The organism is Paenibacillus lignilyticus, assembly GCF_017942085.1.
In the GTDB taxonomy this organism is placed as follows: Bacteria; Bacillota; Bacilli; order Paenibacillales; family Paenibacillaceae; genus Paenibacillus_Z; species Paenibacillus_Z lignilyticus.
Genome location: NZ_JAGKSP010000002.1, coordinates 655608 through 677588, shown reverse-complemented (window position 1 = coordinate 677588; position 21981 = coordinate 655608). Strand labels below are relative to the sequence as shown.

19 protein-coding genes are annotated in these 21981 nt (G+C 54.0%); 17 read left to right on the top strand and 2 right to left on the bottom strand.

What is annotated here, in order from left to right; genetic code table 11:
* The first annotated feature begins 143 nt into the window (after nt 1-143).
* The 7 genes from I8J30_RS08025 to I8J30_RS07995 all read left to right on the top strand — a co-directional run bounded on the left by I8J30_RS08025 (nt 144) and on the right by I8J30_RS07995 (nt 6807).
* Nucleotides 144-1172, top strand: a complete 1029-nt coding sequence (locus I8J30_RS08025) for a sulfonate ABC transporter substrate-binding protein (RefSeq protein ID WP_210657002.1) — start codon at nt 144-146, stop codon at nt 1170-1172.
* Nucleotides 1173-1207: 35 nt separating this feature from the next.
* The gene (ssuD, locus tag I8J30_RS08020) at nt 1208-2353 is read left to right on the top strand and encodes an FMNH2-dependent alkanesulfonate monooxygenase (protein ID WP_210657000.1); all 1146 of its coding nucleotides are present in this window, start codon (nt 1208-1210) and stop codon (nt 2351-2353) included.
* Between the two features lie 12 nt (nt 2354-2365).
* Complete coding sequence (locus I8J30_RS08015) at nt 2366-3163, top strand: ABC transporter permease subunit (RefSeq protein WP_210656998.1); 798 nt, start codon at nt 2366-2368, stop codon at nt 3161-3163.
* Nucleotides 3133-3957, top strand: coding sequence for an ATP-binding cassette domain-containing protein (locus I8J30_RS08010; protein ID WP_210656996.1), 825 nt, complete (start codon nt 3133-3135; stop codon nt 3955-3957). Before I8J30_RS08015 ends, I8J30_RS08010 begins: the two co-directional genes overlap by 31 nt.
* Nucleotides 3958-4102: 145 nt before the next feature.
* On the top strand, nt 4103-4918 hold the full coding sequence (locus I8J30_RS08005) for a DUF6492 family protein (RefSeq protein ID WP_210656994.1): 816 nt from the start codon (nt 4103-4105) through the stop codon (nt 4916-4918).
* A 48-nt stretch (nt 4919-4966) separates the two neighbouring features.
* Nucleotides 4967-5245 carry a hypothetical protein gene (locus tag I8J30_RS08000; RefSeq protein WP_210656992.1) on the top strand — a complete coding sequence of 93 codons (279 nt, stop codon included), beginning with the start codon at nt 4967-4969 and terminating at the stop codon, nt 5243-5245.
* 170 nt (nt 5246-5415) lie between these two features.
* Complete coding sequence (locus tag I8J30_RS07995) at nt 5416-6807, top strand: sugar phosphate nucleotidyltransferase (RefSeq protein ID WP_210656990.1); 1392 nt, start codon at nt 5416-5418, stop codon at nt 6805-6807.
* A gap of 48 nt (nt 6808-6855) precedes the next feature.
* On the opposite strand, the gene I8J30_RS07990 is transcribed toward I8J30_RS07995, so the two are convergent.
* Complete coding sequence (locus tag I8J30_RS07990; RefSeq protein WP_210657571.1) at nt 6856-7782, bottom strand: glycoside hydrolase family 113; 927 nt, start codon at nt 7780-7782, stop codon at nt 6856-6858.
* Nucleotides 7783-8030: 248 nt separating this feature from the next.
* Between I8J30_RS07990 and I8J30_RS07985 the strand changes: the two genes are divergently transcribed.
* The 4 genes from I8J30_RS07985 (at nt 8031) to I8J30_RS07970 (ending at nt 11983) form a co-directional block, all read left to right on the top strand.
* Nucleotides 8031-9386: an ABC transporter substrate-binding protein gene (locus I8J30_RS07985; RefSeq protein ID WP_210656988.1), complete on the top strand. Its 1356-nt coding sequence runs from the start codon at nt 8031-8033 to the stop codon at nt 9384-9386.
* Nucleotides 9387-9479: 93 nt separating this feature from the next.
* Nucleotides 9480-10364 (top strand): carbohydrate ABC transporter permease, encoded by an 885-nt coding sequence (locus I8J30_RS07980; protein WP_210656986.1) that lies wholly within the window; start codon nt 9480-9482, stop codon nt 10362-10364.
* Between the two features lie 3 nt (nt 10365-10367).
* Nucleotides 10368-11198 (top strand): carbohydrate ABC transporter permease, encoded by an 831-nt coding sequence (locus I8J30_RS07975; RefSeq protein WP_210656984.1) that lies wholly within the window; start codon nt 10368-10370, stop codon nt 11196-11198.
* A gap of 32 nt (nt 11199-11230) precedes the next feature.
* Entirely contained in the window at nt 11231-11983 is a 753-nt protein-coding gene (locus I8J30_RS07970; RefSeq protein WP_210656983.1) for a response regulator transcription factor, read from the top strand.
* A 54-nt stretch (nt 11984-12037) separates the two neighbouring features.
* Here the strand turns inward: I8J30_RS07970 and I8J30_RS07965 are convergent, their stop codons facing one another.
* On the bottom strand, nt 12038-12922 hold the full coding sequence (locus tag I8J30_RS07965) for an AraC family transcriptional regulator (RefSeq protein WP_210656981.1): 885 nt from the start codon (nt 12920-12922) through the stop codon (nt 12038-12040).
* Nucleotides 12923-13066: 144 nt separating this feature from the next.
* On the opposite strand from I8J30_RS07965, the gene I8J30_RS07960 reads away from it, so the two are divergent.
* The 6 genes from I8J30_RS07960 (at nt 13067) to lacZ (ending at nt 21949) form a co-directional block, all read left to right on the top strand.
* On the top strand, nt 13067-13846 hold the full coding sequence (locus tag I8J30_RS07960) for a phytanoyl-CoA dioxygenase family protein (RefSeq protein ID WP_091222056.1): 780 nt from the start codon (nt 13067-13069) through the stop codon (nt 13844-13846).
* An 819-nt stretch (nt 13847-14665) separates the two neighbouring features.
* Nucleotides 14666-15382, top strand: a complete 717-nt coding sequence (locus tag I8J30_RS07955; RefSeq protein WP_210656979.1) for a hypothetical protein — start codon at nt 14666-14668, stop codon at nt 15380-15382.
* Complete coding sequence (locus tag I8J30_RS33595; protein ID WP_210656977.1) at nt 15379-16803, top strand: efflux RND transporter periplasmic adaptor subunit; 1425 nt, start codon at nt 15379-15381, stop codon at nt 16801-16803. Before I8J30_RS07955 ends, I8J30_RS33595 begins: the two co-directional genes overlap by 4 nt.
* Nucleotides 16803-17534: an ABC transporter ATP-binding protein gene (locus tag I8J30_RS07945; protein WP_210656975.1), complete on the top strand. Its 732-nt coding sequence runs from the start codon at nt 16803-16805 to the stop codon at nt 17532-17534. The genes I8J30_RS33595 and I8J30_RS07945 overlap by 1 nt, the downstream gene beginning before the upstream one ends.
* Nucleotides 17500-18672, top strand: coding sequence for an ABC transporter permease (locus I8J30_RS07940; RefSeq protein WP_091222043.1), 1173 nt, complete (start codon nt 17500-17502; stop codon nt 18670-18672). Before I8J30_RS07945 ends, I8J30_RS07940 begins: the two co-directional genes overlap by 35 nt.
* 154 nt (nt 18673-18826) lie before the next feature.
* Nucleotides 18827-21949, top strand: a complete 3123-nt coding sequence (lacZ, locus tag I8J30_RS07935; protein ID WP_210656973.1) for a beta-galactosidase, LacZ type — start codon at nt 18827-18829, stop codon at nt 21947-21949.
* The last annotated feature ends 32 nt before the right edge of the window (nt 21950-21981 follow it).

Genomic DNA, 21981 nt, shown 5'->3' with positions numbered 1-21981 from the left:
ATGCTTATTATAAAACCAACAACAAATAGCAAGAAGCCTACCGGACAACCGGAGGTTTCCAGAACCGATACTCCTTCTTGGGGATTGGATTGTGGAAACCTCCGGTTTTTCGTATGGAATCCAAGAAAAAGGGGTTTTGAAAGATGACAACATCAACTTTTAAATCGATTCGAGCCATCACGCTGCTCGCGATCTCACTTCTAAGCTTCGTCCTTATCCTATCTGCATGCGGCAACAACAATTCCAACGGGGCTGCGGAGGGGAACAAATCCACGACAACGTCGGCTGAGACGACAACGGATACTCCTAAAGCATCCAAAGAAATTCGGATCGGCTATCAGAAATACGGCACGGTTAATATTCTCAAAGCCAAAGGAACGCTAGAGAAACGATTTGAATCCGAAGGCTATAAAGTGACGTGGACGGAGTTCCCGGGCGGGCCGCAATTGCTTGAAGCGCTCAATGTTGGCAGCATCGACATCGGGCATACCGGGGAAGCGCCGCCGATCTTCGCGCAGGCAGCCGACACGCCGCTCGTCTATTTATCGCATGAACCTGTTAGCCCTAAGAGCGAGGGAATTATCGTGCCTAAGGATTCCAAGATCGCGACACTTGCCGATCTGAAAGGCAAGAAGATTGCCCTGAACAAAGGCTCCAACGTTCACTATCTGCTTGTCAAAGCACTGGAGAAAGCCGGCGTCGACTACAAAGATATTACGACGGTTTTCTTGAAGCCGGGCGATGCCCGAGTAGCTTTTGAGAATGGAAGCGTAGATGCATGGGTCATCTGGGATCCGTTCCTGGCCGCGGCTCAGACGGCAACCGGAGCGAAGCTGCTTACCGATGGAGAAGGACTCGTATCGAATATCGAATTCTATCTGGCTTCGCGTACATTCGCGGAAGCGAATAAACCGGCTATCGATTCGTTCATCGACGAGCTGAACAAGGTTGACGAGTGGTCCAAAGCCAACCAGAAGGAAGTGGCGGCGCTTCTGTCACCGCAGCTGGGCATCGACATTCCATCGCTTGAGCTTGCATCGGCTCGCAGGGATTACGGCGTTCTGCCAATCGATGATGCCATTATTGAAGCACAGCAGAAGATTGCGGATACCTTCTTCGACCTGCAGTTGATCCCGAAAGAAATTACCGTCAAGGATGCCACATTGAAATAATCGAACATTCGAATGTAGATGAAAGGGTGATTGAAATGGAAGTATTCTGGTTTATTCCGACACATGGAGACGGGCGTTATCTGGGTTCTGCCGAAGGAGCGCGCGCCGTTGATGCGACTTATATGAGGCAAATCGCGCAAGCAGCGGATCGTCTGGGCTATGGCGGCGTACTGCTGCCGACAGGAAGTTCCTGCGAGGATGCATGGGTGGTGGCTTCTTCGCTCATCTCGGTTACGGAGAAATTGAAATTTCTCGTCGCGCTGAGACCGGGCTTGATGTCACCGACCTTATCGGCCAGAATGGCAGCCACGTTCGATCGACTTTCCGGCGGGAGACTGCTCGTCAACGTCGTGACCGGAGGAGACCCGGTAGAGCTGGCGGCAGACGGTTTATTCCTCGGACACGATGAACGCTACGATCTGACTTCCGAATTTCTGGACGTGTGGCGCAGAGAGCTCGCGGGAGAAACCGTTGATTACGAAGGCACTCACTTGAAAGTGGAAGGCGGCAAAGTTCTGTATCCGCCGGTGCAAAAGCCTTATCCGCCGCTCTATTTCGGCGGATCGTCGCCGGCTGCTCAGGAGGTTGCAGCAGACCACATCGACGTCTATCTGACTTGGGGCGAGCCCCCGCAAGAAGTAGCCGAGAAGATTGATCGCGTTCGGCAATTGGCCGCTGAGCGTGGCCGTGAGGTTCGTTTTGGCATTCGCCTTCATGTCATCGTTCGTGAAACGTCAGAGGAGGCTTGGAGAGAAGCCGATCGCTTGATCAGCAAGGTTGATGATGAAGCGATAGCCGCTGCGAAGAAGGTATTTGCCCGTTATGATTCGGAAGGGCAGCAGCGAATGACGCGTCTTCATGGCGGAGATCGAAGCCACCTTGAAATCTATCCGAACCTCTGGGCAGGCGTAGGCCTTGTCCGCGGCGGAGCTGGAACAGCGCTGGTAGGCAGCCCCGCTGAAGTGGCGGCACTGATGCAAGAGTACGCCAATCTCGGCATTGATACTTTCATCCTATCGGGGTATCCGCATCTCGAAGAAGCGTATCAATTCGCGGATCTGGTATTCCCGCTCCTACCCTTAAATCGAGCAGCAACGGTGCAAGGCCCGACATCGACCAGTCCGTTCGGCGAACTTATCGCGAACTCGATCAAGCCGTCGGAACGCGCGCCGGTGAGCTAGGAGGGGGAGCAAATGAAAAGTCCAGCAGATAACAAGTGGAAAACCAGAACGCTATCCGTAGGACTTGAATGGGCTATTCCGCTTCTGATCGTGGTGCTGTGGCAGTGGCTTGGCAGTGTGGGCTGGATATCCTCCCGCATCTTGCCGACGCCGGTATCCGTCATTGAGGCAGGCGCTAAGCTCGTGCGAAGCGGGGATTTGTTCATCTATATCGGGGACAGTACACGGCGTGCGCTTATCGGTTTCGCCATTGGGGGCGGCATCGGTTTTATACTGGCGATTCTAAACGGCTTGCTTCCGCTATCGGAGAAGCTGACGGATTCCAGCATCCAAATGATCCGTACAATCCCGCACTTATCTCTTATTCCGCTCATCATCGCTTGGTTTGGCATTGGCGAACAAGGCAAAATTTTTCTGGTCGCGCTGGGCGTGGCTTTTCCGATATATCTGAATACGCTCCACGGCATACGGTCTATCGATCCCGGCTTAATTGAAATGGGCCGGACCTACGGTTTAAGAGGGTATTCCCTTTTCCGTACGATTATTTTTCCGGGTTCGCTGCCGTCTATCCTGGTAGGCCTTCGATTCGCGCTCGGCATTATGTGGATTACGCTGATCGTATCCGAAACGATATCCTCGAACAGCGGCATTGGCTATATGGCCATGAATGCCCGTGAATTTTTCCAGATGGATGTCGTCGTGCTCAGCATCGTCATCTATGCTTTGTTAGGCAAGCTCTCGGATTGGCTGGCAAAGCTTATGGAAAGGAGCTGGCTGAAATGGCATTCGCACTTCCGTCCAGGAAAATAAGCACGGAACCCGAAGAGAAGACGCCGCTTGTCGTGCATGAGGCGCCTCGCGGTCTTCAAGTGGACGTTCGGAATGCCGGCGTTCGCTTCGGCGATCTCGCCGTTCTGCGGGATTTGGAATTAGCCATCCCATCCGGGCAGTTCTTAGCCGTAGTAGGCAGAAGCGGCTGCGGCAAGAGCACGCTGCTGCGGCTGCTTGCCGGATTGGAAGCCGCATCGCAAGGCTCGGTAACGTTTGGCGGCAAAACAACGTCCGGACTAAGCTCGGATGTGCGCGTCATGTTCCAAGACGCTCGCTTGCTGCCTTGGAAATCCGTGCTCGATAACGTTCGGATCGGCGTGCCGGGCGGCGACCGAGGCAAAGCCTTGGATGCCCTTGAGCTCGTTGGACTCGCGGATCGTGCGAAGGAGTGGCCGTCCGTGTTGTCAGGCGGTCAGAAGCAGCGCGTTTCGCTGGCCAGGGCGCTCGTCGGAGACCCGAGTCTGCTGCTGCTCGATGAGCCGCTCGGTGCGCTCGATGCGCTTACTCGAATCGAGATGCAGCAATTGATAGAACGACTGTGGAGGGAAAGGCGGTTCACTGCCGTTCTCGTGACGCACGACGTCAGTGAGGCCGTCGCCCTCGCCGATCGAGTGGTGCTCGTGGAGAACGGCACCATTGCCCAGGATGTCCCTATCGCCTTGGCGCGCCCGCGCGAGAAGGACAGCGGATTTACCCACTATGAGAACACGATATTAAATCGCGTACTTGCGAGGCGGCCGCCGGATGGCGATCGCAACGGATTCTCGATTTAACGATTCATCCGAAGACTGGCCATGTGGAGTGCAAACTCGCATGGTCAGTTTTTTTGTTGGTTTAACCCTGCTGAGGCGTAAGCCCTGTTTCTCGCTCCCTTGACTGCATATCATGATCACATTACTGCTAACGGGAGTTGAAGCGATGCCAAGCCTCATGCGGATCAGAAGCAGCAAGGTGAAAATAGATGTGTTAATCCCGGCGATCGAGAAGGATCTCGTTACGCTCCCCTATGTCATTAATGCCGTCCGAAAACAGGTAAAGCATCCGATCGGCCGGATTAACATCGTGTCGCCGAACAGCAGACGCATTAAAGCGCTGTGCAGGCGCAAGGGCTGCAGGTTCGTCAACGAGAACCGCGTGCTGCCGATTACGAAGAAGCATATCAACTACCGCTCCAAGAAATGGGAGCGTTCGGGCTGGATGTTCCAGCAGCTCTTGAAGCTGGGCGGCGACAAGGTCTGCTCGTCGAGTCATTTTCTCGTCATCGATGCGGATACCGTGCTCATTCGTCCGCATGTGTTCCGGTCAGGCGGCAAAACGCTGTTCTACTGCCGAAGCTGGAGCCAGCCGGAATATTTTCGCACCTATAGCAAGCTCATGGGGAGGAAGGCGCCTCGGCCGGCATCCTTCGTCACCCACTACATGCTGTTCGAGAAATCGAAGCTGCGCCAGATGAAGCGAACGATTGCGGCGAAGCACGGCACAAGCTGGTATAGAGCGATCTTAAGAAGCATGGACAAAACAAAGCAGTTTGCCTTCTCGGAATTCGAAACCTACGGCAACTATCTCTACTCCCGAAATCCGGGCGGCGTCGGAATCAGAAAGGCGCTGAACAAAGGCTTGAATATGAGCGTGACCCAGCTGTCGCCGCAGCGGACCAGGTCGCTCGCCGGCAAGTTCCGGTCGGTCTCGTTTCATAAGCGCAAAGGCTATTCGCGCAGGACACGAAAGCAATGACGCGTTATAGCGTCGTTTGGCGCGGACCCGTCAAGAAGGCTTCCGGTCTTGGCATTGCGAACAGGAGTATGTCCGGCCATTAAGAAGACGAGGCGTCCGCGTCACCGTCGAAGCATCGAGAAGAGGTCGGCCGCCTCTATCGCGTGGAACAAGCGGGTACGCGAAGATGCCTTTCTTGTCCCTTATAAGCTGGGGGCTCCCGTCAACAGCATGAGGCGTGCTTCATCCATCTCGCGTACCTTTCGCCATTTGTTCTCGGAGAAGGGACAGCGCTGGGCCGAGGTCGATATGTCCGGGTTTAAGGAAGCAGATGAGAGCCGCTTATAAGAACCCTAAGCTGTGCAGGCAGAAAGGCCGGCAGGGGAGAATGGACGCGCGAAGACTGTCGTGGGATCGGTCGGGCCGCATGCTGAAGCAAGCCATAGAGAGGGTGATTCGAAAGCGGAAATAAGGCTCGCCTCGCGCGGGCTTCATTGGATGTTCGAGGGGGGATGGACTTGCGAGTTATACTGCTCAGCGGAGGTTCAGGGAAGCGGCTGTGGCCGTTATCGAACGGAGTCCGGTCTAAGCTCTTTCTGAAGCTCCTCCCGGACGAGAGCGGAAACGGCGGCAAACAATCGATGATTCAGCGGGTATGCGGCCAATTGGAAGAAGCGGGATTGCTTTCGGCTACCACGATTGTCGCGCATGAGAACCAAGCGGAAATTACGGCCAATCAAGTGGGCGACAAGCTGTCTTTTATTGCCGAGCCCTATAGAAGAGGAACCTTCACGGCCGTCGCGTTGGCAGCCGCCTATCTGCATGACAAGCTTCAGGTTGTGCCGAGCGAAACGATCTGCGTGATGCCGGCGGATATTTATGTCGAGTCGGCATTCTTCAAACTGCTCATGAAGTTTCCGGATGTCCTGTCGCAGTCGGGCACGAATTTGGCGCTGCTCGGAACGACGCCCAGCCATCCCTCCAGCCAATATGGCTATATCGTTCCGCATCCGGTCGACGGCGCTGCGGAGGACGCAAGCTCAAGCGAGTTTCTCTCCATAGCCAGGTTCGTGGAAAAGCCGGATGAAGAGGTTGCCGCCGGCCTGATCGACAGCAATGCCATGTGGAACTGCGGCGTTTTCGCGTTTCCGTTATCCTTCATGCTTGCTTGCTTGACGAACAAAGGGCTGCCTACCGGGTACGAAGATCTGCTGAGCTGCTACGAGCAGCTTCCGGAAGCTAGCTTCGATGTGGAGGTTGCGGAGAAAACGGCGCAAGCGGTGGTCATTCCGTATGACAAAGGCTGGAAGGATCTTGGGGACTGGCGGGTATTTCCGGACTATTTTGGCGGGAGCGTCATCGGCCTTGGAGAACTGACGGGCGATTGCATGCAATCGCATATCGTGAATGAGCTGGACTGCCCGATTCATGTCATCGGCGTTTCGAATGTTATTGTAGCGGCGAGCACGGACGGCATTCTTGTGGCCGATAAAGGGAAATCCAATCAGATCAAACAGCTGCTGAGCGGTTCGGAGCAGCCGAGGTCCGGGGAGAAACGCTGGGGGACCTACCACATCCTGGATCATTCCGAGGCAGATGCCGCTTCGGAAACGTTAACGAAGAAGATCGACATGCTGCCCGGGAAGCATACAAGCTACCACCTTCACGCGAGCAGACAGGAAACGTGGGTCATTCTCTCCGGAACGGGAACGTTCATATTGGAGGGCGTGCAAGCTCCGATTCGTTCCGGCAACGTGCTGCAAATTCCCGCAGGCGCGAAACATGCCGTTCTGGCGATTACGCGGCTCGAATATATGGTCATCCAGATCGGCACCGGCTTGGCCGAGGAAGATGTCCGGCGTATCGCAGTAACGTGGAAGGATACGATCAGGCTGTGCACGAATGGCTGATGGAGCGACAAAAGGCAAAAGGGACCCCGCAGGCGAGGTCCTTTTCTATCAGCTATAAATAACCGTCTTCGCGTTATAGTAGTTTCGAACGATAGCTTCGGCTTTCTTGCCGTACATACAGTAGTCCTTGTTAGCCGCAGCGTCCTCCGGCTTGTACAGCTTGGCCGGCCAATCCCACAGCATGAAGCCCTCTACCCAGTCCCGCTTGTCGCAATGGCTGAACATGGCTTCGTAATACCGCGCTTGAACATCCTCGCTGGCTTCGCCCGGCAATCCCCAATCGTTCGGCAGATGCTGCGAACCCTCGCGGCTTGGGCAGCCTGCTTCCATGAACATAAACGGCTTGCCGTGCTGCTTCACGACAGCTTCGATCCGGTCAAGCTGCTCCTCCCAAGTGTCGATCGGATAATAGCCGCTGGACGAAATAACGTCCACCGCATCCCACCAGCTCACTTGGTTCTCCTGGTATTTGTCGCAGTTGTAGGTAATGACGCCGGAGTAGACACGTCTTACCTCGGCGATCAAAGCGCGCCACTCCGCGGCCCGCCGATCCGTTTGCACCATTTCGCATCCGATGCAGAGCATCTCGCAGCCGGTTTCTTCCGCGATCTGCGCGTAATGGAGCATGAAGCGGGTATACGAAGCGAACCATTCCGACCACTTCGGCTCGCACGGGACATCCACATCGAAGAAGTTAATATGCGCGCGCCAAGTGCCGTTCGCGCAATTGACGACCGGCTTTAGACAGACCTGTAGACCAAGCGATTTTGCTTTCTCAATGGCCCAGCGTACTTCCTCATCCGTCACAGTAGGCGCGTCCCCGTACTTAATTTCCGTTGCCTGCGGATGTGCTTGCAGCGCCGCGAAGGTGATTGCCGTCCAGTTAAGAGCCAGCCCTTCTTTCATCAGCTCCATCGAGCGTTCCGCCTGCTCGGTCTTCCAAGTTCCTCTAATTCCGGTCCAGCCCCAGGTCATTCCGCCATAGTAGTTCGTCGACTTCTGCACGCCGTCTCAGTCTCCTTTTTGGTTCGCAGCCAAATAGTTCCTGCTTCATTGCTCCAGTAAAACAAATACTATGGAGTGCAGTCAATAGACATTATAGGCGCCGGCCATAAAGTCAATTGAAGACTACAAATCACAATTGAAACCATTTTCCCCCCTTCGCGATTGGCTTATAGTTACACATGTAAGCGATATCATAACCGAAACAGGGGGAACAACAAATGAAAAAAACGATTTCCTACACGATGATTTCACTTCTTCTCGTCACTTCGCTGGCTGCTTGCGGCAGCAATAATGAAAGCGCAAACACGAACGCCAATGCGGCAACGGACACGGCAAACGCAGACACTACGAATAACGCAGCGGCTACAAACGATGCAACCACGGACAACGCTGCAGCGACAGAAGGCGGAGACACGAAGGAACTGAACGGCAAAGTCGTGTTCCTAACGAACCGTACAGATATGGTAGACAAGGAGTACACCGATTACGAGAAACGGTTCGAAGCGAAGTATCCCGGCGTAGACCTGCAATTCGAAGCCATTACCGACTATGAGAAAAACGAGAAAATTCGCATCGCTTCCGGTACTTACCCGGATGTCGTGCTGCTCGGCGGATTGATTCCAAACTCCGATTACCCGAAATATTTTGCACCGCTGGATGATATCAAGTTCTCCGGCGACATCTACTTCAAAGACTTCAAATCCTTCGAAGGCAAATCATACGGTATTTCCTCCGGTAACAGCACGGTGGGGATTGTGTACAACAAGAAAGCTTTCGAGAAAGCAGGCGTTACGGCCGTTCCGAAAACCTACGATGAATTCCTGGCAGCCTGCCAGAAGCTGAAGGATGCCGGCATCGTGCCGCTCGCATCGAACTTCAAGGATAAATGGCCGCTTGGCGCTTGGTCCGGCGATGTGCCGACCATTATCGGCGGAGCCGCAGATCACCAGAACAAACGTAAAGACACCGACACGCCATTCACAATGGATAACGTATACGGCAAATCGTGGATCATTATCCGCGAGCTGAAGGAGAAAGGGTTCCTCGAGAAGGACGTAAACTCCACGAACTGGGAGCAGTCCAAGAAGGATGTAGCCCAAGGCAACTTCGCGATGTACCTGCTTGGCAACTGGGTCATTAACCAAGTTATCGATGCCGGCGCACCGGCGGAAGATGTAGGTTTCTTCCCATTCCCTGCCGACAACTCCGGTCAAGCGAAAGCACCTCTTAACCCGGATTGGTTCTATGGCGTCAATAAAGACGGCAACGTGGAAGCAGCCAAAGCGTTCGTGCAATGGATGATCGAGGAGTCCGGCTACGATGAGTTCGCAGGTTTCATTCCGACATTGAAGGACAAACAACCGAAGCTTGCCCAGCTGGCAGAATTCAACACGTACAACCCGACTTATTTCGAAGCTGTAGCGGGCGACGACGCAGCGACGCAAATTTTGAATAAAGCTCAAATCGATCAAGACGCGGTTCTTCAAGAGTTTGTTCTCTCCAAAAACCCGCAGGCTGTTCTGGATAAAGTGAATGCAGAGTGGGCGAAAGCGAAGAAACAAATCGTGAAATAATCGATAAGCCAGGGCGATTTTGCCTGGGCGGAGCGGCTCTCGCAGGTCGGGGCCGTCCGCCTAAGGTGAAATGCGGAAAGGAATGATCGCATCATGCTAAGCAACCTCTCTTTTAAGAAACAGCGCATCATCATCATTACATCTTTCACGATCATACCTCTGCTGCTGCTCCTGACCTTCTCCTATTATCCGACCTTAGAGCTGTTCCACCTTAGCTTCACGAGCTGGGATGGGCTGAGCCCGGATAAAGAATGGATCGGCTGGGACAATTACAAGGAAGTATTCACCGACCCGGATATCTTCGGCGTGTTCAAGCACAATTTTGCCTATTTCGCTGTAGGGATCGTGCAGAACATCGCGGCCATTTACTTTGCAATCGTCTTGAACGGCAAGCTGAAGGGACGGTATTTCTTCAGACTGCTGCTCTTTTTACCATATATCCTAAACGGCGTGGCGGTGGCATACCTGTTTGGTTATGTGTTTGACACGACGCAAGGCTCGCTTAATACGCTGCTTGCTGCGATTGGCCTGGATGGCGAAACCAGCTGGCTCGGCAGCGAATCCTTCGTCAACTACACGCTGGCTTCGATCGGCTTCTGGCGGTTTATGGGCTTCAACATGGTCATCTATTTGGCGGCGCTGCAGTCGATTCCATCGGATCTGTACGAAGCGGCGCAAATCGACGGGGCGAACTCGTGGAAACAATTTCTGTTCATTACCTTGCCTAATATATATAAAATCATCGAGCTTAACCTGTTCCTAACCGTCACCGGCGCACTTGAAGTGTTTGACCTTCCGTTTGTGCTGACGAACGGCGGACCGGCAGGCGCGAGCGAGACTTACGTATTCAAAATCATTGCAACGGCATTCCAATTCAATAATTACGGCTTGGCATCGGCGATGAGCGTCGTGCTTTTATTAATAGTAGTGCTTGTGTTATCGATTCAACGTCTGCTCTTCAGCAAAGGAGGGGACTAGGGCATGCGCACGCATAATCCGATTGCATCCGCTGTGAAATATTTGACGCTGCTGTTCGCGGCTTTCATGATCGTATTCCCGCCTTATGTCATTATCGTGAATGCCTTCAAGACGAAGGAAGAGTTCCAAACGAAGTCGACGATGTCCTTGCCGGATTCGTTCTTCCATTTCGGCAATTTCGTGCATGCGTTCCAGCAGGCGAATATGACGAAGGCTTTTGGCAATACACTGGTTATTGTTGCGGTAACGCTGATCCTGAATATCGTGCTCGGCTCGGCGTTCTGTTACGCGGTTGGGCGGTTCACGTTCAGGTTCAAAGGATTCCTCGTCGGTCTGTTTCTGATGGCGACGGTCATCCCTTCGATTACGACGCAGGTCGTCAACTTCAAGACGATTCAATCGCTTCATCTGACGAACAACCTGATGGGGCCGATGCTGATCTATATTGGCGCTGATATTTTGCAAATCTACATTTATCTGCAGTTCATTCGCAATGTGCCGTATGAGCTGGATGAAAGTGCGATGATCGAAGGCGCGTCACTGTTCAAAATCTATACGACGATTATTTTCCCGCTGCTTGCACCTGCAACGGCGACGATCGTGATTCTGAAGACGATCAGCATTTATAACGATATTTACACGCCATTCTTATATATGCCGACGCCTGAGTTGGTCGTTGTATCGACCTCATTGATGCGATTCTTCGGCGTGAACAGCGGGGATTGGCAGAGCATCTCGGCAGCCATCATCATCATCATGATTCCGACTTCGCTGCTGTACTTGTTCCTGCAGAAATATATTTTTGCCGGCGTGACGAGCGGTGCGGTAAAATAAGGCTACTTTCGCTTGGGCGGTGAGGAAAAGACATGAAAATCATGATCGTGGACGACGAGCAGTTCATCCGTCTTGGCCTCGAGAAAATCATTTCGAAGAGCGATGAAACGCATGATGTGATCGGTTCTTTCAGCAACGGTCAGGAGGCGTGGAATTTCCTGCTTGGGCATGGGAGCCAAGAACCGGATGTGCTCATTACGGATATTAAGATGCCGATGATGGACGGGCTGAAGCTGAGCGAGCTTGTGCGGGAGAAATATAAGAACATCACCCTCATTATTCTGAGCGGCTTCAGCGATTTCGAATATGCGCGGTCCGCCCTGCGGTTTGGGGTGAGAGACTATTTGCTGAAGCCGGTGGACAAGAGTGCGTTGTTCGACTTGCTCGGCAAAATCCGCTTGGAGAAGGGCGCTGTGAGCGAGGTTTCGGTGGAAGACGGCGCGCAGCTGGAAAGCGACCATTATATCATCGAGCAGATGAAGGATATTCTGGACCGGGAATATGATAAGAACTTCGAGCTGGAGCGGCTGGCTGACAGCATTGGGATGAATGCGAGCTACATCAGCAGGCTGTTCAAGCATAAGACGTCGATGACGATTACGGACTATTTGATTCAGCTCCGCATGGAGAAGGCGAAGCAATTCCTGGCCGATCATCCGCATTTGAAAAATTACGAGATTTCGCATCTCGTCGGCTACAGCGATCCGGTTTATTTCAATAAGCTGTTTAAGAAAATGGTCGGCGTGACGCCGAAGGATTATAAAGATAAACATCGCTGGCCATAGGGTGGCGATGCTTGATTATAGGCTAGCCGGACGATTGGGTTCGGCTAGCCTTCTTTAGTCATGGGAGCGTGAATCGTCGCGGAACTTGGCCGGCGTTACATGCATGAGCGAGTGGAAGGTACGCGTGAAATAATGGACAGAGCCGAAGCCGGTCCGTTCCGCGATTTCCTTGATCGTCAGCTCGGAGTAGCGTAACAGCTCGGCTGCTCGGCGAACGCGCTGCTGGCGGACGTAATTGGTGTAGGATTCGTTGACGCCGGAAGAGAACAGGCGGGACAGGTGGCGCGGCGATAGATTGATCTGGGCTGCGACCTTATCGAGCGACAGCTCGTCATCGTTTAAGTTATCTGTGATGAAGAGCTTCGCCTGCTTCAGCAGTGCTGTAGAGCTTCGGCGCGGCATGGCCGGCAAATTGGGCTGCATTAACGGCTTGCAGAATACGCCGGGCAAGGCAAGCAGAAGCGACGCCGCGAGCTGAGGGAGCACGGAATCCGGCAAAGAGGGCGAATCTCCGGAGCGTCTCAGCAGCGACCGCCACAGCTCGGCGGCAGGCATATCGTCGGTGTTTTGGACGACGCAGGTTTCCGTTTCCGCCAGCGCTTGGAAAGCATCGCGTATCGCCTCGGAGCTTCCTTTCTCGTCGAGCTCGAAGGCGACGAAGAGCAGGCTGTTCTCCGGCTCCCCTTGGATGAAGTGCGTGATGCCGGGGCGGGAGCAGAACATCGTCCCCATTTGCAGCGGGTAGGTGATGCCGTCGTCGAGATAGGAGCCTTTACCGCCGAGCACATAGCAAATTTCGAAGAAGGAATGCTTATGCAGAAAATTGGAAGTATGGCGCTCGTGCACGCCCCAGTAATGAACGGTAAATGTCGCTTCGGCTGTTTTAAGCCGCAAGGCGTATTGATTCAGCCAAGTGTCGCTTTCTTCCCACAGATACATGACAAACAGGCCCTCCCATACATGGTTGATATTGAATGGCGTGAAAAGACAAAAAGCTGGCTTCAACGGCTAAAGACCGAAACCCCTTGATTCTACTACAATAAGGTCATAGGAAAGCGAATTCATTCTTAGGAGGATTGTAGCATGATAACAGCTCAGGATGTAGAATTTTACAAAGAAAATGGTTATTTGCTAGTGAAAGGCGTATTCAACAAAGAGGAAATCGTACAGATGCGTAAAGCGGTTGACGGGATTATCGATCGCGCAGCAAGAGCGAATATGGACCACAATGCGCAGTGGCAAGGCGACTTCCTGCCGGCCGAAGAATTGAAGAAGCTCGTTCTGAAAGGCTTCCATGATGTACATTACCATGATGCTTCCTTCCTTCGCGCTTTGTCGCACCCGAACATGACCGATGTGCTGTCGCAAATCATTGGACCAAACGTGCAGCTGCACCATTCCAAAATGCTGGTTAAGCCGCCTGAGAACGGTGCCGCGTTCCCAATGCACCAAGATCACCCGTACTTCCCGCATGAGCAGCACACGATGCTGGCTGCAAGCGTCCACCTGGACGATGCAGACTTGGAAAATGGCTGCTTGCACGTTATGCCGGGCTCGCACAAATGGGGCGAACTGCCTCACATGGGCAGACATTACCTGAATGCGAAGGAATATCCGGTATCCGATGGTGTGCCATGTGTGGCAGAAGCAGGCGACGTGCTGTTCTTCAACTACTTGACGATCCACGGCTCACCGGCGAACCGCAGCGAGCGCACTCGCCGCAACGTACTGTTCCAATACCGCAGCGCAACAGACTTCCCATCCAAACAAGAGCATATCAACTGGGGCATGGGCCTCATGGTATGCGGCGAGAACCCGAACTTCAACAAAGCAAGACCGGAATATTCGGTTATCTCTATTTAATAAGCGGCCGGACAGGGGGAAATCCTGTCCGGTTTTTTTTGTATCCTCCGCAGCACCAATCGCCTCGACCGCACCGACTACCCTCACTTCCCCCACCAACACTGCAACCACAGCAAATATCCGCACCGACTGCACTGACCGGACCCGCACCCGCACCGACACCGACACCCACACCGACACCGACACCCACACCCACACCCACACCCACACCCACACCCACACCCACACCCACACCCACACCCACACCCACACCCACACCCACACCCACATCCACACCTACCAACACTGCAAACTCAGCAAACATCCACACCGACCACAAACCTGCGTAACTTTGGCAACAGCCTTACCTATCGCAAACCTGCGTAACCCTAGTTATCTTACGTCCGGCACCTTGCACCTCATAAACCTTCAATTTCATGCTAGCCTTACTCCGCTAACAGTATCCCAATCCCACAGATTCGCTCCATTCTCGAGAGTTGGAAAACCCGACTCTCAGCGGCAAAAACGCTGCAAAAACAAGCTGAGAGTCGTCAAATCCGTCTCTCAGCAACCAAACTAGCCGAATGCCGTGCTCGCTGGAGGCTGAGAGTTCGAAAACCGGACTCTCAACAGCAAAAACGTTCGAAAAAGAAGCTGAAAGTTTCAATATAGAACTCTCAGCAACCAAACCAACCGATTTCGCGCACGCCAGCCATGACCGAGAGTCTGGAAACCCTCCCCCACCGCGCCGCCACCAGTTCATGTCTCTTCACATGGACTTCATTTATGGGTGCTATTGTGAATAGCGGAGAACAAATAGAGAGGTGGAATCCTAACCTTATGGATCGTTCCAGTTTGAAATTAATGGCCGCAGCAATGCTGCTGACGGCGATGCTGACGGGATGCGGCGCGCAAAACGACGAGCAGCAGCCGACTAATAACGGACAAGCGGCTGTCGGCGGGTTTAATGGCGGCGGTGTGAATCAGCCGGATCGGACGGCGGACTTTTTGGCTAAAGTGGTGAAGGTGTCGGGCGATGCGATTATCGTGCAGAAATCAACGTTATCTCCGGCGGATATGCCGCGCGGCGGTGGCGGGTTCGGAGGCGGCGGTGGCCAACGTCCGAATCGGGACGGGCAAGCCCAATCCGGCGAAGGCCGAAAAGGCAACGGCACGGCAGCCGAGGGCGAAACTCCCCCAGCCGGCAACGGCAACGCACCGCAAAGCGATGCGCCCCCAGCTGATGCCCCTCTAGGTGATGCCGGCGCAGACGGCGCACAAGGAGGCAAGCGCCAAGGCGGCCGATTTGGTGGCGCAGGCTTCATGGATCAAATGAAATTTGAAGATGCGCAGACAGCGGTAGCGGTGGATGCCGATACGGAGATCGTAACGATGAGCCGCGGTCAAGATGGCATGACTACGAATGCGCTTAAAGCCACTGATCTCAAAGAAGGCGACATCCTTACCGTATGGCTGTCCTCCGATAACAAGACGGCGCAGTATATTACGCTACGGTTCAATCCGGGAACCCAAGGAAAGGCAGGAAACGGGCAATGAGAAAATGGTGGCTGCTCGGAATCGGTGTGCTGCTAGTTGCGGCCGCAGTTGTGGTTTATATGAAAATGGGAACGAAGGAGGAGCCGTTGGCACAGGTGCAATCTACGACCCAGGTAGTTAAAGGCACTATTGAGGTCCATGTGAGTGGAACCGGCAGCTTGGCCCCGCTCGACAAACAAACGGTCAAAGCGTCCGAGCAAGGTACGGTCGAGAAAGTTAACGTGAAAGAGGGCGACATCGTCAAGAAAGGCGATGTATTGCTTACAATCGAAGGCGTCGACAACTCCGACAAAATCAAATCGGAAAAGCTTAACCTCGAAAGCAAGCTGCTAGACTTGGAGGATACGCAGTCCAAGCTGAAAACAGCGACAGAGGAAGGCGACATTTCCAACATTAAACTGAGCTTGAAGAAACAGCAGCTGGCGATCGAGCAATCCAGAACATCGATTGCCGATTTGGTGGATGACCAAGAAGGAAGCGCCATTACAGCGCCAATCGATGGCACAGTTACAACGTTATCGATTGCCGCAGGGGACTCTTTGAATCCTTCGACTGAAGTGCTAACCATCGCAAATTATGCCTCTTTGCAAATGGTGGTTGGCATTGACGAGCTCGATATTGCCAAGGTAAAAGCAGGCCAAAGCGCAACAATATCCGTTGAAGCATTGGCTGATCAGACCTTCACAGGCAAGGTGGTCAAAATCGCGGACGAAGGTACGGCAAGCAACGGAGTAGCATCATTTGACGTTACAGTTGCCTTGGATAAAGCGCAAAATCTCAAAAGCGGCATGTCCGCGGAAGCCAGCATCGAGATCGAGAAGAAAGAAAATACGCTGATGCTGCCGATTGATGCCGTTCAATCGTTAGGCAAACGTTACATGGTTATGCTCCCGGCCGGAACGCAAACGGCAAGTACCGGCGCTGCAGGCGGGCAAACCCCTCCAAGCGATGGCAAAACAGACGCGACGACGGATAAAGCAGGCTCCGGCGCCGGTCAGCAAACGCAGGGCCAAGGTCAATCCAGAGGCGAAGGCCAAGGCAGAGGCCAATTCAGCGGCCAGACAGGAGCAGGCGGAGGTCAGTTCGCCGGTCGCGCAGGCGGCAGAAACGGCGCAAGCAGCCGCTTCGGTAACGGTATTCCAACAATGATTGAAGTCGGCATTCATAATGAAGACTTCATCGAGGTTTTGTCCGGACTTAAAGAAGGCGACAAAGTCGTCGTGCCGACAGTTGTAGCTTCAACTGGTACGAGCGGAGCGCAAGCAGGCTTCGGCGGTGCTGCCGGCGGCTTCGGTGGTTTTGGCGGCGGAGGCGGCTTCGGCGGAGGCGGTGTTCGAGTCGAACGCGCAGCAGGCGGCGGTGGAGGCGGCGGCTTTGGCGGAGGCGGCGGAGGCACCGGCGGTGGCGGAGGATCACGCTAATGGAAGCCAAACGCGAGCCACTCATTCATATCGAGAACTTGTCCAAACTGTACAAAATGGGCGGTGAAACCGTCCACGCACTCAGCGATATTTCGCTGAAGGTCGATGATGGCGATTTTATCGCCATCATCGGACCATCGGGCTCCGGCAAGTCGACGCTGATGAACGTCATCGGCTGTCTGGATGCGCCGACCGAAGGCAAGTATTGGCTGGATGGCGAGGAAGTGAGCCGGCTTCGGGAGAACAGGCTCGCTGAAATTCGCAACAGCAAGATCGGATTTATTTTTCAAGGCTTCAATTTGCTCAATAAGCTGTCGGCGCTTGAAAATGTGGAGCTTCCGCTTATCTACCGAGGCATTCCGGCCAAGCAGCGCAAGGAGCAGGCCATCGAGGCGCTTACCAAGGTGGGACTCGAAGAGCGCGTCAAGCATAAGCCAAGCGAGCTGTCCGGCGGACAGCAGCAGCGCGTAGCCATTGCAAGAGCATTGGCCGGCAACCCGCCGATTCTTCTGGCCGATGAGCCGACCGGAGCACTTGATACCCGCACGGGGGTCGAGGTTATGGGGCTGATGAAGGAATTGAACAAGCAAGGACATACCATTGTCCTCATTACGCATGATACGGCGATTTCGCAGCAAGCGCGGCGGGTTGTTCGCATTCAGGATGGTCAAATCAGCGAAGAAGGCGGTGAGAGACGTGAACGTCAGTCAAGCCTTCAAAATGGCGGCTAAAAGCATCCTATCCAATAAAATGAGATCGCTGCTCACGATGCTGGGCATCATTATCGGGGTAGCGGCCGTTATTGCCTTGGTCGGTGTCGGCCAAGGGACCACGAAGCAGGTCACCGATCAGGTGGAGAGCTTAGGCACCAACCTGCTCACGGTCAATATTACGGGGCGCGGCTCCAAGACGACCGTGGATTATACGGAAGCGGAAGAGATTACGGCGAAGGACGACATTGCATTCGCCGCTCCGATTAATCAGTCGAACGCTACCGTTAAGAACGGAAGCGAGAGCACGTCAGTCAGCGTAGTAGGCACGACGGAAGACTACCTGGACGTGAAGGAGTATCAAGTAGCGGCAGGGCGGTTCGTAGCCCAGATCGACCTCGATTATTATCAGAAAATCGCGGTGCTCGGATCAACGACGGCGACGGATCTGTTCGGTACGACGAACGCGGTCGGGCAAACGTTTCTGATCAACGGGGTCAGGTACAAAGTGGTTGGCGTGCTGGCTTCCAAAGGGAGCTCGCTGACAGGCTCCAACGATGAGGTTGTCGTAATCCCGATTACAACGGCGGAGAGGTTGTTTAAGTCCAAAGGGGTCAAGACGATCAACGTGCAAGTGGCGGATGCGGACAAAATGGATGCAGTCGTGACGGAGCTGGAGACGGCGCTGACGAAGAAGTTCCGCGGGGATACGGACAGCTTCCGCGTCTTCAACCAGCAGGATCTGCTTGATTCCTTCAGCAGCATTTCGGATACGCTGTCGCTCGCGCTTGGCGGCGTTGCAGCCATTTCCCTGCTCGTTGGCGGCATCGGCATCATGAATATTATGCTCGTGTCCGTCACCGAACGGACGCGGGAAATCGGCATTCGCAAAGCGATTGGCGCGAAGAAAAAGGATATCCTGACTCAGTTCCTGATCGAGGCCATCGCCTTAAGCGGTCTGGGCGGTCTGCTGGGTGTGGGGATCGGCGTCGGAGCCTCGCAGCTGTTATCCAAGGCGATGAGCATGACGGTCGTCTTGTCGCTGCCGATTATCGGCCTGGCATTCGGATTCTCGGTCTTCATCGGTGTGGTGTTCGGCCTGTTCCCGGCGAACAAAGCATCTAATCTTAGACCGATTGAAGCATTGCGATTTGAGTAGCTCACAAGAGGAGTACGCAGGTGAGAGGGGAGGCCTTCTCGTCAGCGCTCCTCTTTTTTATATCCTCCCCGTCCTATTTATTATATTTACGATAGGAGTTCAACTCCGATAAAGTAGCCTTATAGATGTCTACTACTAGAAAGAGGTGCTCGCGTTGAAAACGAAGTTTACCTATACACCGCCGGCTAATGGTTACCCCGAATGGAACAATAATCCCGAAATTTTTGAACTGAACCGAATGAAGGCGCATGCTACTCTGATGCCCTTCGATTCTATAGAAGAGGCACTGAACGGCGATCGCCATGCCTCTCGCAGCAGCTTATCGCTGAACGGCAAGTGGAAATTCGCTTTCGCCGAAACGCCCGAGAAGCGAATCGCCAACTTCTACGAAGAGAACTACGACGTGAGCAGCTGGGACGAAATCGCAGTACCGGGACATTGGCAGCTGCAAGGCTACGATTACCCGCAATATACGAATATTCGTTACCCGTGGGAAGTATCGGAGCCGGACCTGAAGCCCCCTTTTGCACCGACCAAATATAATCCTGTCGGCTCCTATGTACGCAGCTTTACGGTTCCTGACGAATGGCAGGGCCAGCCTGTATTTATCAGCTTCCAAGGTGTAGAATCGGCTTTCTACGTCTGGGTGAACGGTGAGTTGGTCGGTTACAGCGAGGATACGTTTACGCCCGCTGAGTTCGATCTTACGCCTTATCTGCGTGCGGGGGACAACAAGCTGGCCGTCGAAGTGTATCGGTGGTGCGATGCCAGCTGGCTGGAGGATCAGGATTTCTGGCGGATGAGCGGTATTTTCCGTGAAGTATATTTGTATACGACGCCGAAAGCGCATATCTACGACTTCTTCGTCACGACAGAGCTTGACGATGCGTACCGCGATGCCGAGCTGAAACTGAAAGCAACCATCATGAACTACTGGGAAGCGGATCTCGGGACGGTAACGGTCGAAGCGCAATTGTATGACAGCAAGCGGCAGCCGGTTCTGGCACAGCCTATCGTCGTAACCACAACGCTTGGCAGCAGCGAAGCGGAAGTCGAGATCGAAGCCTCCGTACAAGTAACCGATCCGCTCAAGTGGAGCGCAGAACAGCCGAACCTATACACGCTTGTCATCAGCCTGAAGGATGCCGAGCAGAAGCAACTTGAGACGATCAGCACGCAAACGGGCTTCCGTAAGTTTGAAATCAAAAATGGGCTCATGCTCATTAACGGACAGCGCATCGTGTTTAAAGGAACCAATCGTCATGAATTCTCCTGTCATACCGGCCGTGCGCTGGGGCTGGAGGATATGATTACGGACGTCAAATTGATGAAAACTCATAATATCAATGCGGTCCGCACTTCGCATTATCCGAACCATCCGCTTTGGTATGAGCTGTGCAATCAGTATGGGTTGTACGTCATCGACGAGACGAATCTTGAAACGCACGGCAGCTGGGCATACGATCAAATGGAGCTGCTGCCGCACAACGTGCCGGCTAGTAACCCGGCATGGACAGCGAATGTGCTGGATCGGGCCAACTCCATGATGCAGCGGGATAAGAACCATCCGTCCATCGTCATTTGGTCGCTCGGGAACGAATCTTTCGGCGGCGACAACTTTGTCAAAATGCATGATTTCCTTCGCGAAGCAGATCCGTCGCGTCTGGTTCATTATGAAGGCGTAACAATGTGGAGAGAATCGGCAGATGCGACGGATATGGAGAGCTTCATGTACGCGAAGCCGCACAAGCTGGCTGAGTATGCTCACGATCACCGTCCGAAGAAGCCTTATATCCTATGCGAATACAGCCATGCCATGGGCAACTCCTGCGGCGGCTTGCATATTTACACGGAGTTGTTCGACAAGCATCCGGTGCTGCAAGGCGGATTTATTTGGGACTGGGTTGATCAAGCGATCTGGACGACCGGCGAAGACGGCGTCTCCTATATGGCTTATGGCGGCGACTTCGGAGAACAGCCGCATGACGGCAATTTCTGCGGAAACGGGTTGATTTTCGCGGATCGTTCCATCTCGCCTAAACTGATGGAAGTGAAGAAATGCTACCAAAATATTGATATTACCGAAGTGGACGGCAATCAAGGTCTGTACCGGATTCAGAACAAGAACTTGTTCACGAATTTGGATGCCTATTCGTTGCAGTGGTCGGTTGCAGTTGATGGTGTACGTTCAGCTGAAGGCAGCCTGACCGTATCCGTGGCGCCGGGCGAAGCTGGGGAGATTACACTTGCGTTGCCGGCTCGTGAGGATCAAGCAGGGGAAGCTGTGCTAACGATCAGCTTCGTCACGACAGCGGCTGCAGAATGGGCCGCCGCCGGTCATGAAGTGGCGTTCGAGCAATTCGTCCTTGCCGCTTCGAAGCCGGCCTTTGCGGGTCCTGTACGCGCGGAGAGCAGCGGTGCTGCTGTGGAAGTGAAAGAGTCCGGTGATGTGTTGGAGGTAAAAGGGGCCGGTTTCTCTGCCGGCTTCGATCAAACAACCGGCAGCCTCGTATCCTACAAGGTTGGTGGAGCGGAGCTGCTGAAGAGCGCGCTTGCGCCTAACTTCTGGCGCGCATACACCGACAATGATCGCGGCAACAAGCATCACGAACGTTGCGCGACTTGGCGGAGTGCCGGCGAAGATCGCGTGCTGCGCGCGCTCCGTTATGAGGCGCTGGCCGACCGCGTAATCGTGCATGCGGAGTATCTGCTTCCGACGACAGTGGAATCGGCTTGCTCCGTTACGTACACGGTCCTGGGCAACGGTGCGATTCAAGTGCTGCAGCAGCTGGCGCCGGGAGAGGGCCTTCCGGAAATTCCGGAAATCGGCATGATGCTCGTTATGGACGGCTCCTTCGAGAACCTGGAGTGGTATGGCAAAGGGCCGCATGAATCGTATTGGGATCGCCAAGGCAGCGCGAAGCTCGGCTTGTACCAAGGCACGCCGTCCGAGCAATTCGTTCCCTATCTGCGTCCGCAAGAGTGCGGCAACAAGATGGGCGTACGCCGTGCAGCAATCGGCAACGGCTCCGGAGCGGCGCTCCATATCACCGGCGCACCTTCGTTTGAACTGAACGTGCTGCCATATACGCCGTTTGAGCTGGAAGCGCATGACCATGTTTATAAGCTGCCTGCCAGCGATAAGACGGTTGTACGAATCAACTACAAGCAAATGGGCGTAGGCGGGGATGACAGCTGGGGCGCGATGCCGCATCCGCAATATTTGCTGCAAGCGAACAAGACGTACGCATTCTCCTTCACTCTGCAAGGCAAATAAGTAAAAAAGCGTCCCGTGCTGCAAGGTGTATG

Excerpts from the sequence above, each read along its gene's own strand:
- I8J30_RS07955 (WP_210656979.1), top strand. The coding sequence starts at position 14,666 with ATGGATCGTTCCAGTTTGAAATTAATGGCCGCAGCAATGCTGCTGACG.
- I8J30_RS08025 (WP_210657002.1), top strand. The coding sequence starts at position 144 with ATGACAACATCAACTTTTAAATCGATTCGAGCCATCACGCTGCTCGCG.
- I8J30_RS07980 (WP_210656986.1), top strand. The coding sequence starts at position 9,480 with ATGCTAAGCAACCTCTCTTTTAAGAAACAGCGCATCATCATCATTACA.
- I8J30_RS07975 (WP_210656984.1), top strand. The coding sequence starts at position 10,368 with ATGCGCACGCATAATCCGATTGCATCCGCTGTGAAATATTTGACGCTG.
- I8J30_RS33595 (WP_210656977.1), top strand. The coding sequence starts at position 15,379 with ATGAGAAAATGGTGGCTGCTCGGAATCGGTGTGCTGCTAGTTGCGGCC.
- I8J30_RS07970 (WP_210656983.1), top strand. The coding sequence starts at position 11,231 with ATGAAAATCATGATCGTGGACGACGAGCAGTTCATCCGTCTTGGCCTC.
- I8J30_RS07985 (WP_210656988.1), top strand. The coding sequence starts at position 8,031 with ATGAAAAAAACGATTTCCTACACGATGATTTCACTTCTTCTCGTCACT.
- I8J30_RS07965 (WP_210656981.1), bottom strand. The coding sequence starts at position 12,922 with ATGTATCTGTGGGAAGAAAGCGACACTTGGCTGAATCAATACGCCTTG.
- I8J30_RS08005 (WP_210656994.1), top strand. The coding sequence starts at position 4,103 with ATGCCAAGCCTCATGCGGATCAGAAGCAGCAAGGTGAAAATAGATGTG.
- I8J30_RS08010 (WP_210656996.1), top strand. The coding sequence starts at position 3,133 with ATGGCATTCGCACTTCCGTCCAGGAAAATAAGCACGGAACCCGAAGAG.
- I8J30_RS07990 (WP_210657571.1), bottom strand. The coding sequence starts at position 7,782 with ATGACCTGGGGCTGGACCGGAATTAGAGGAACTTGGAAGACCGAGCAG.
- I8J30_RS08015 (WP_210656998.1), top strand. The coding sequence starts at position 2,366 with ATGAAAAGTCCAGCAGATAACAAGTGGAAAACCAGAACGCTATCCGTA.
- I8J30_RS07945 (WP_210656975.1), top strand. The coding sequence starts at position 16,803 with ATGGAAGCCAAACGCGAGCCACTCATTCATATCGAGAACTTGTCCAAA.
- ssuD (WP_210657000.1), top strand. The coding sequence starts at position 1,208 with ATGGAAGTATTCTGGTTTATTCCGACACATGGAGACGGGCGTTATCTG.
- I8J30_RS07960 (WP_091222056.1), top strand. The coding sequence starts at position 13,067 with ATGATAACAGCTCAGGATGTAGAATTTTACAAAGAAAATGGTTATTTG.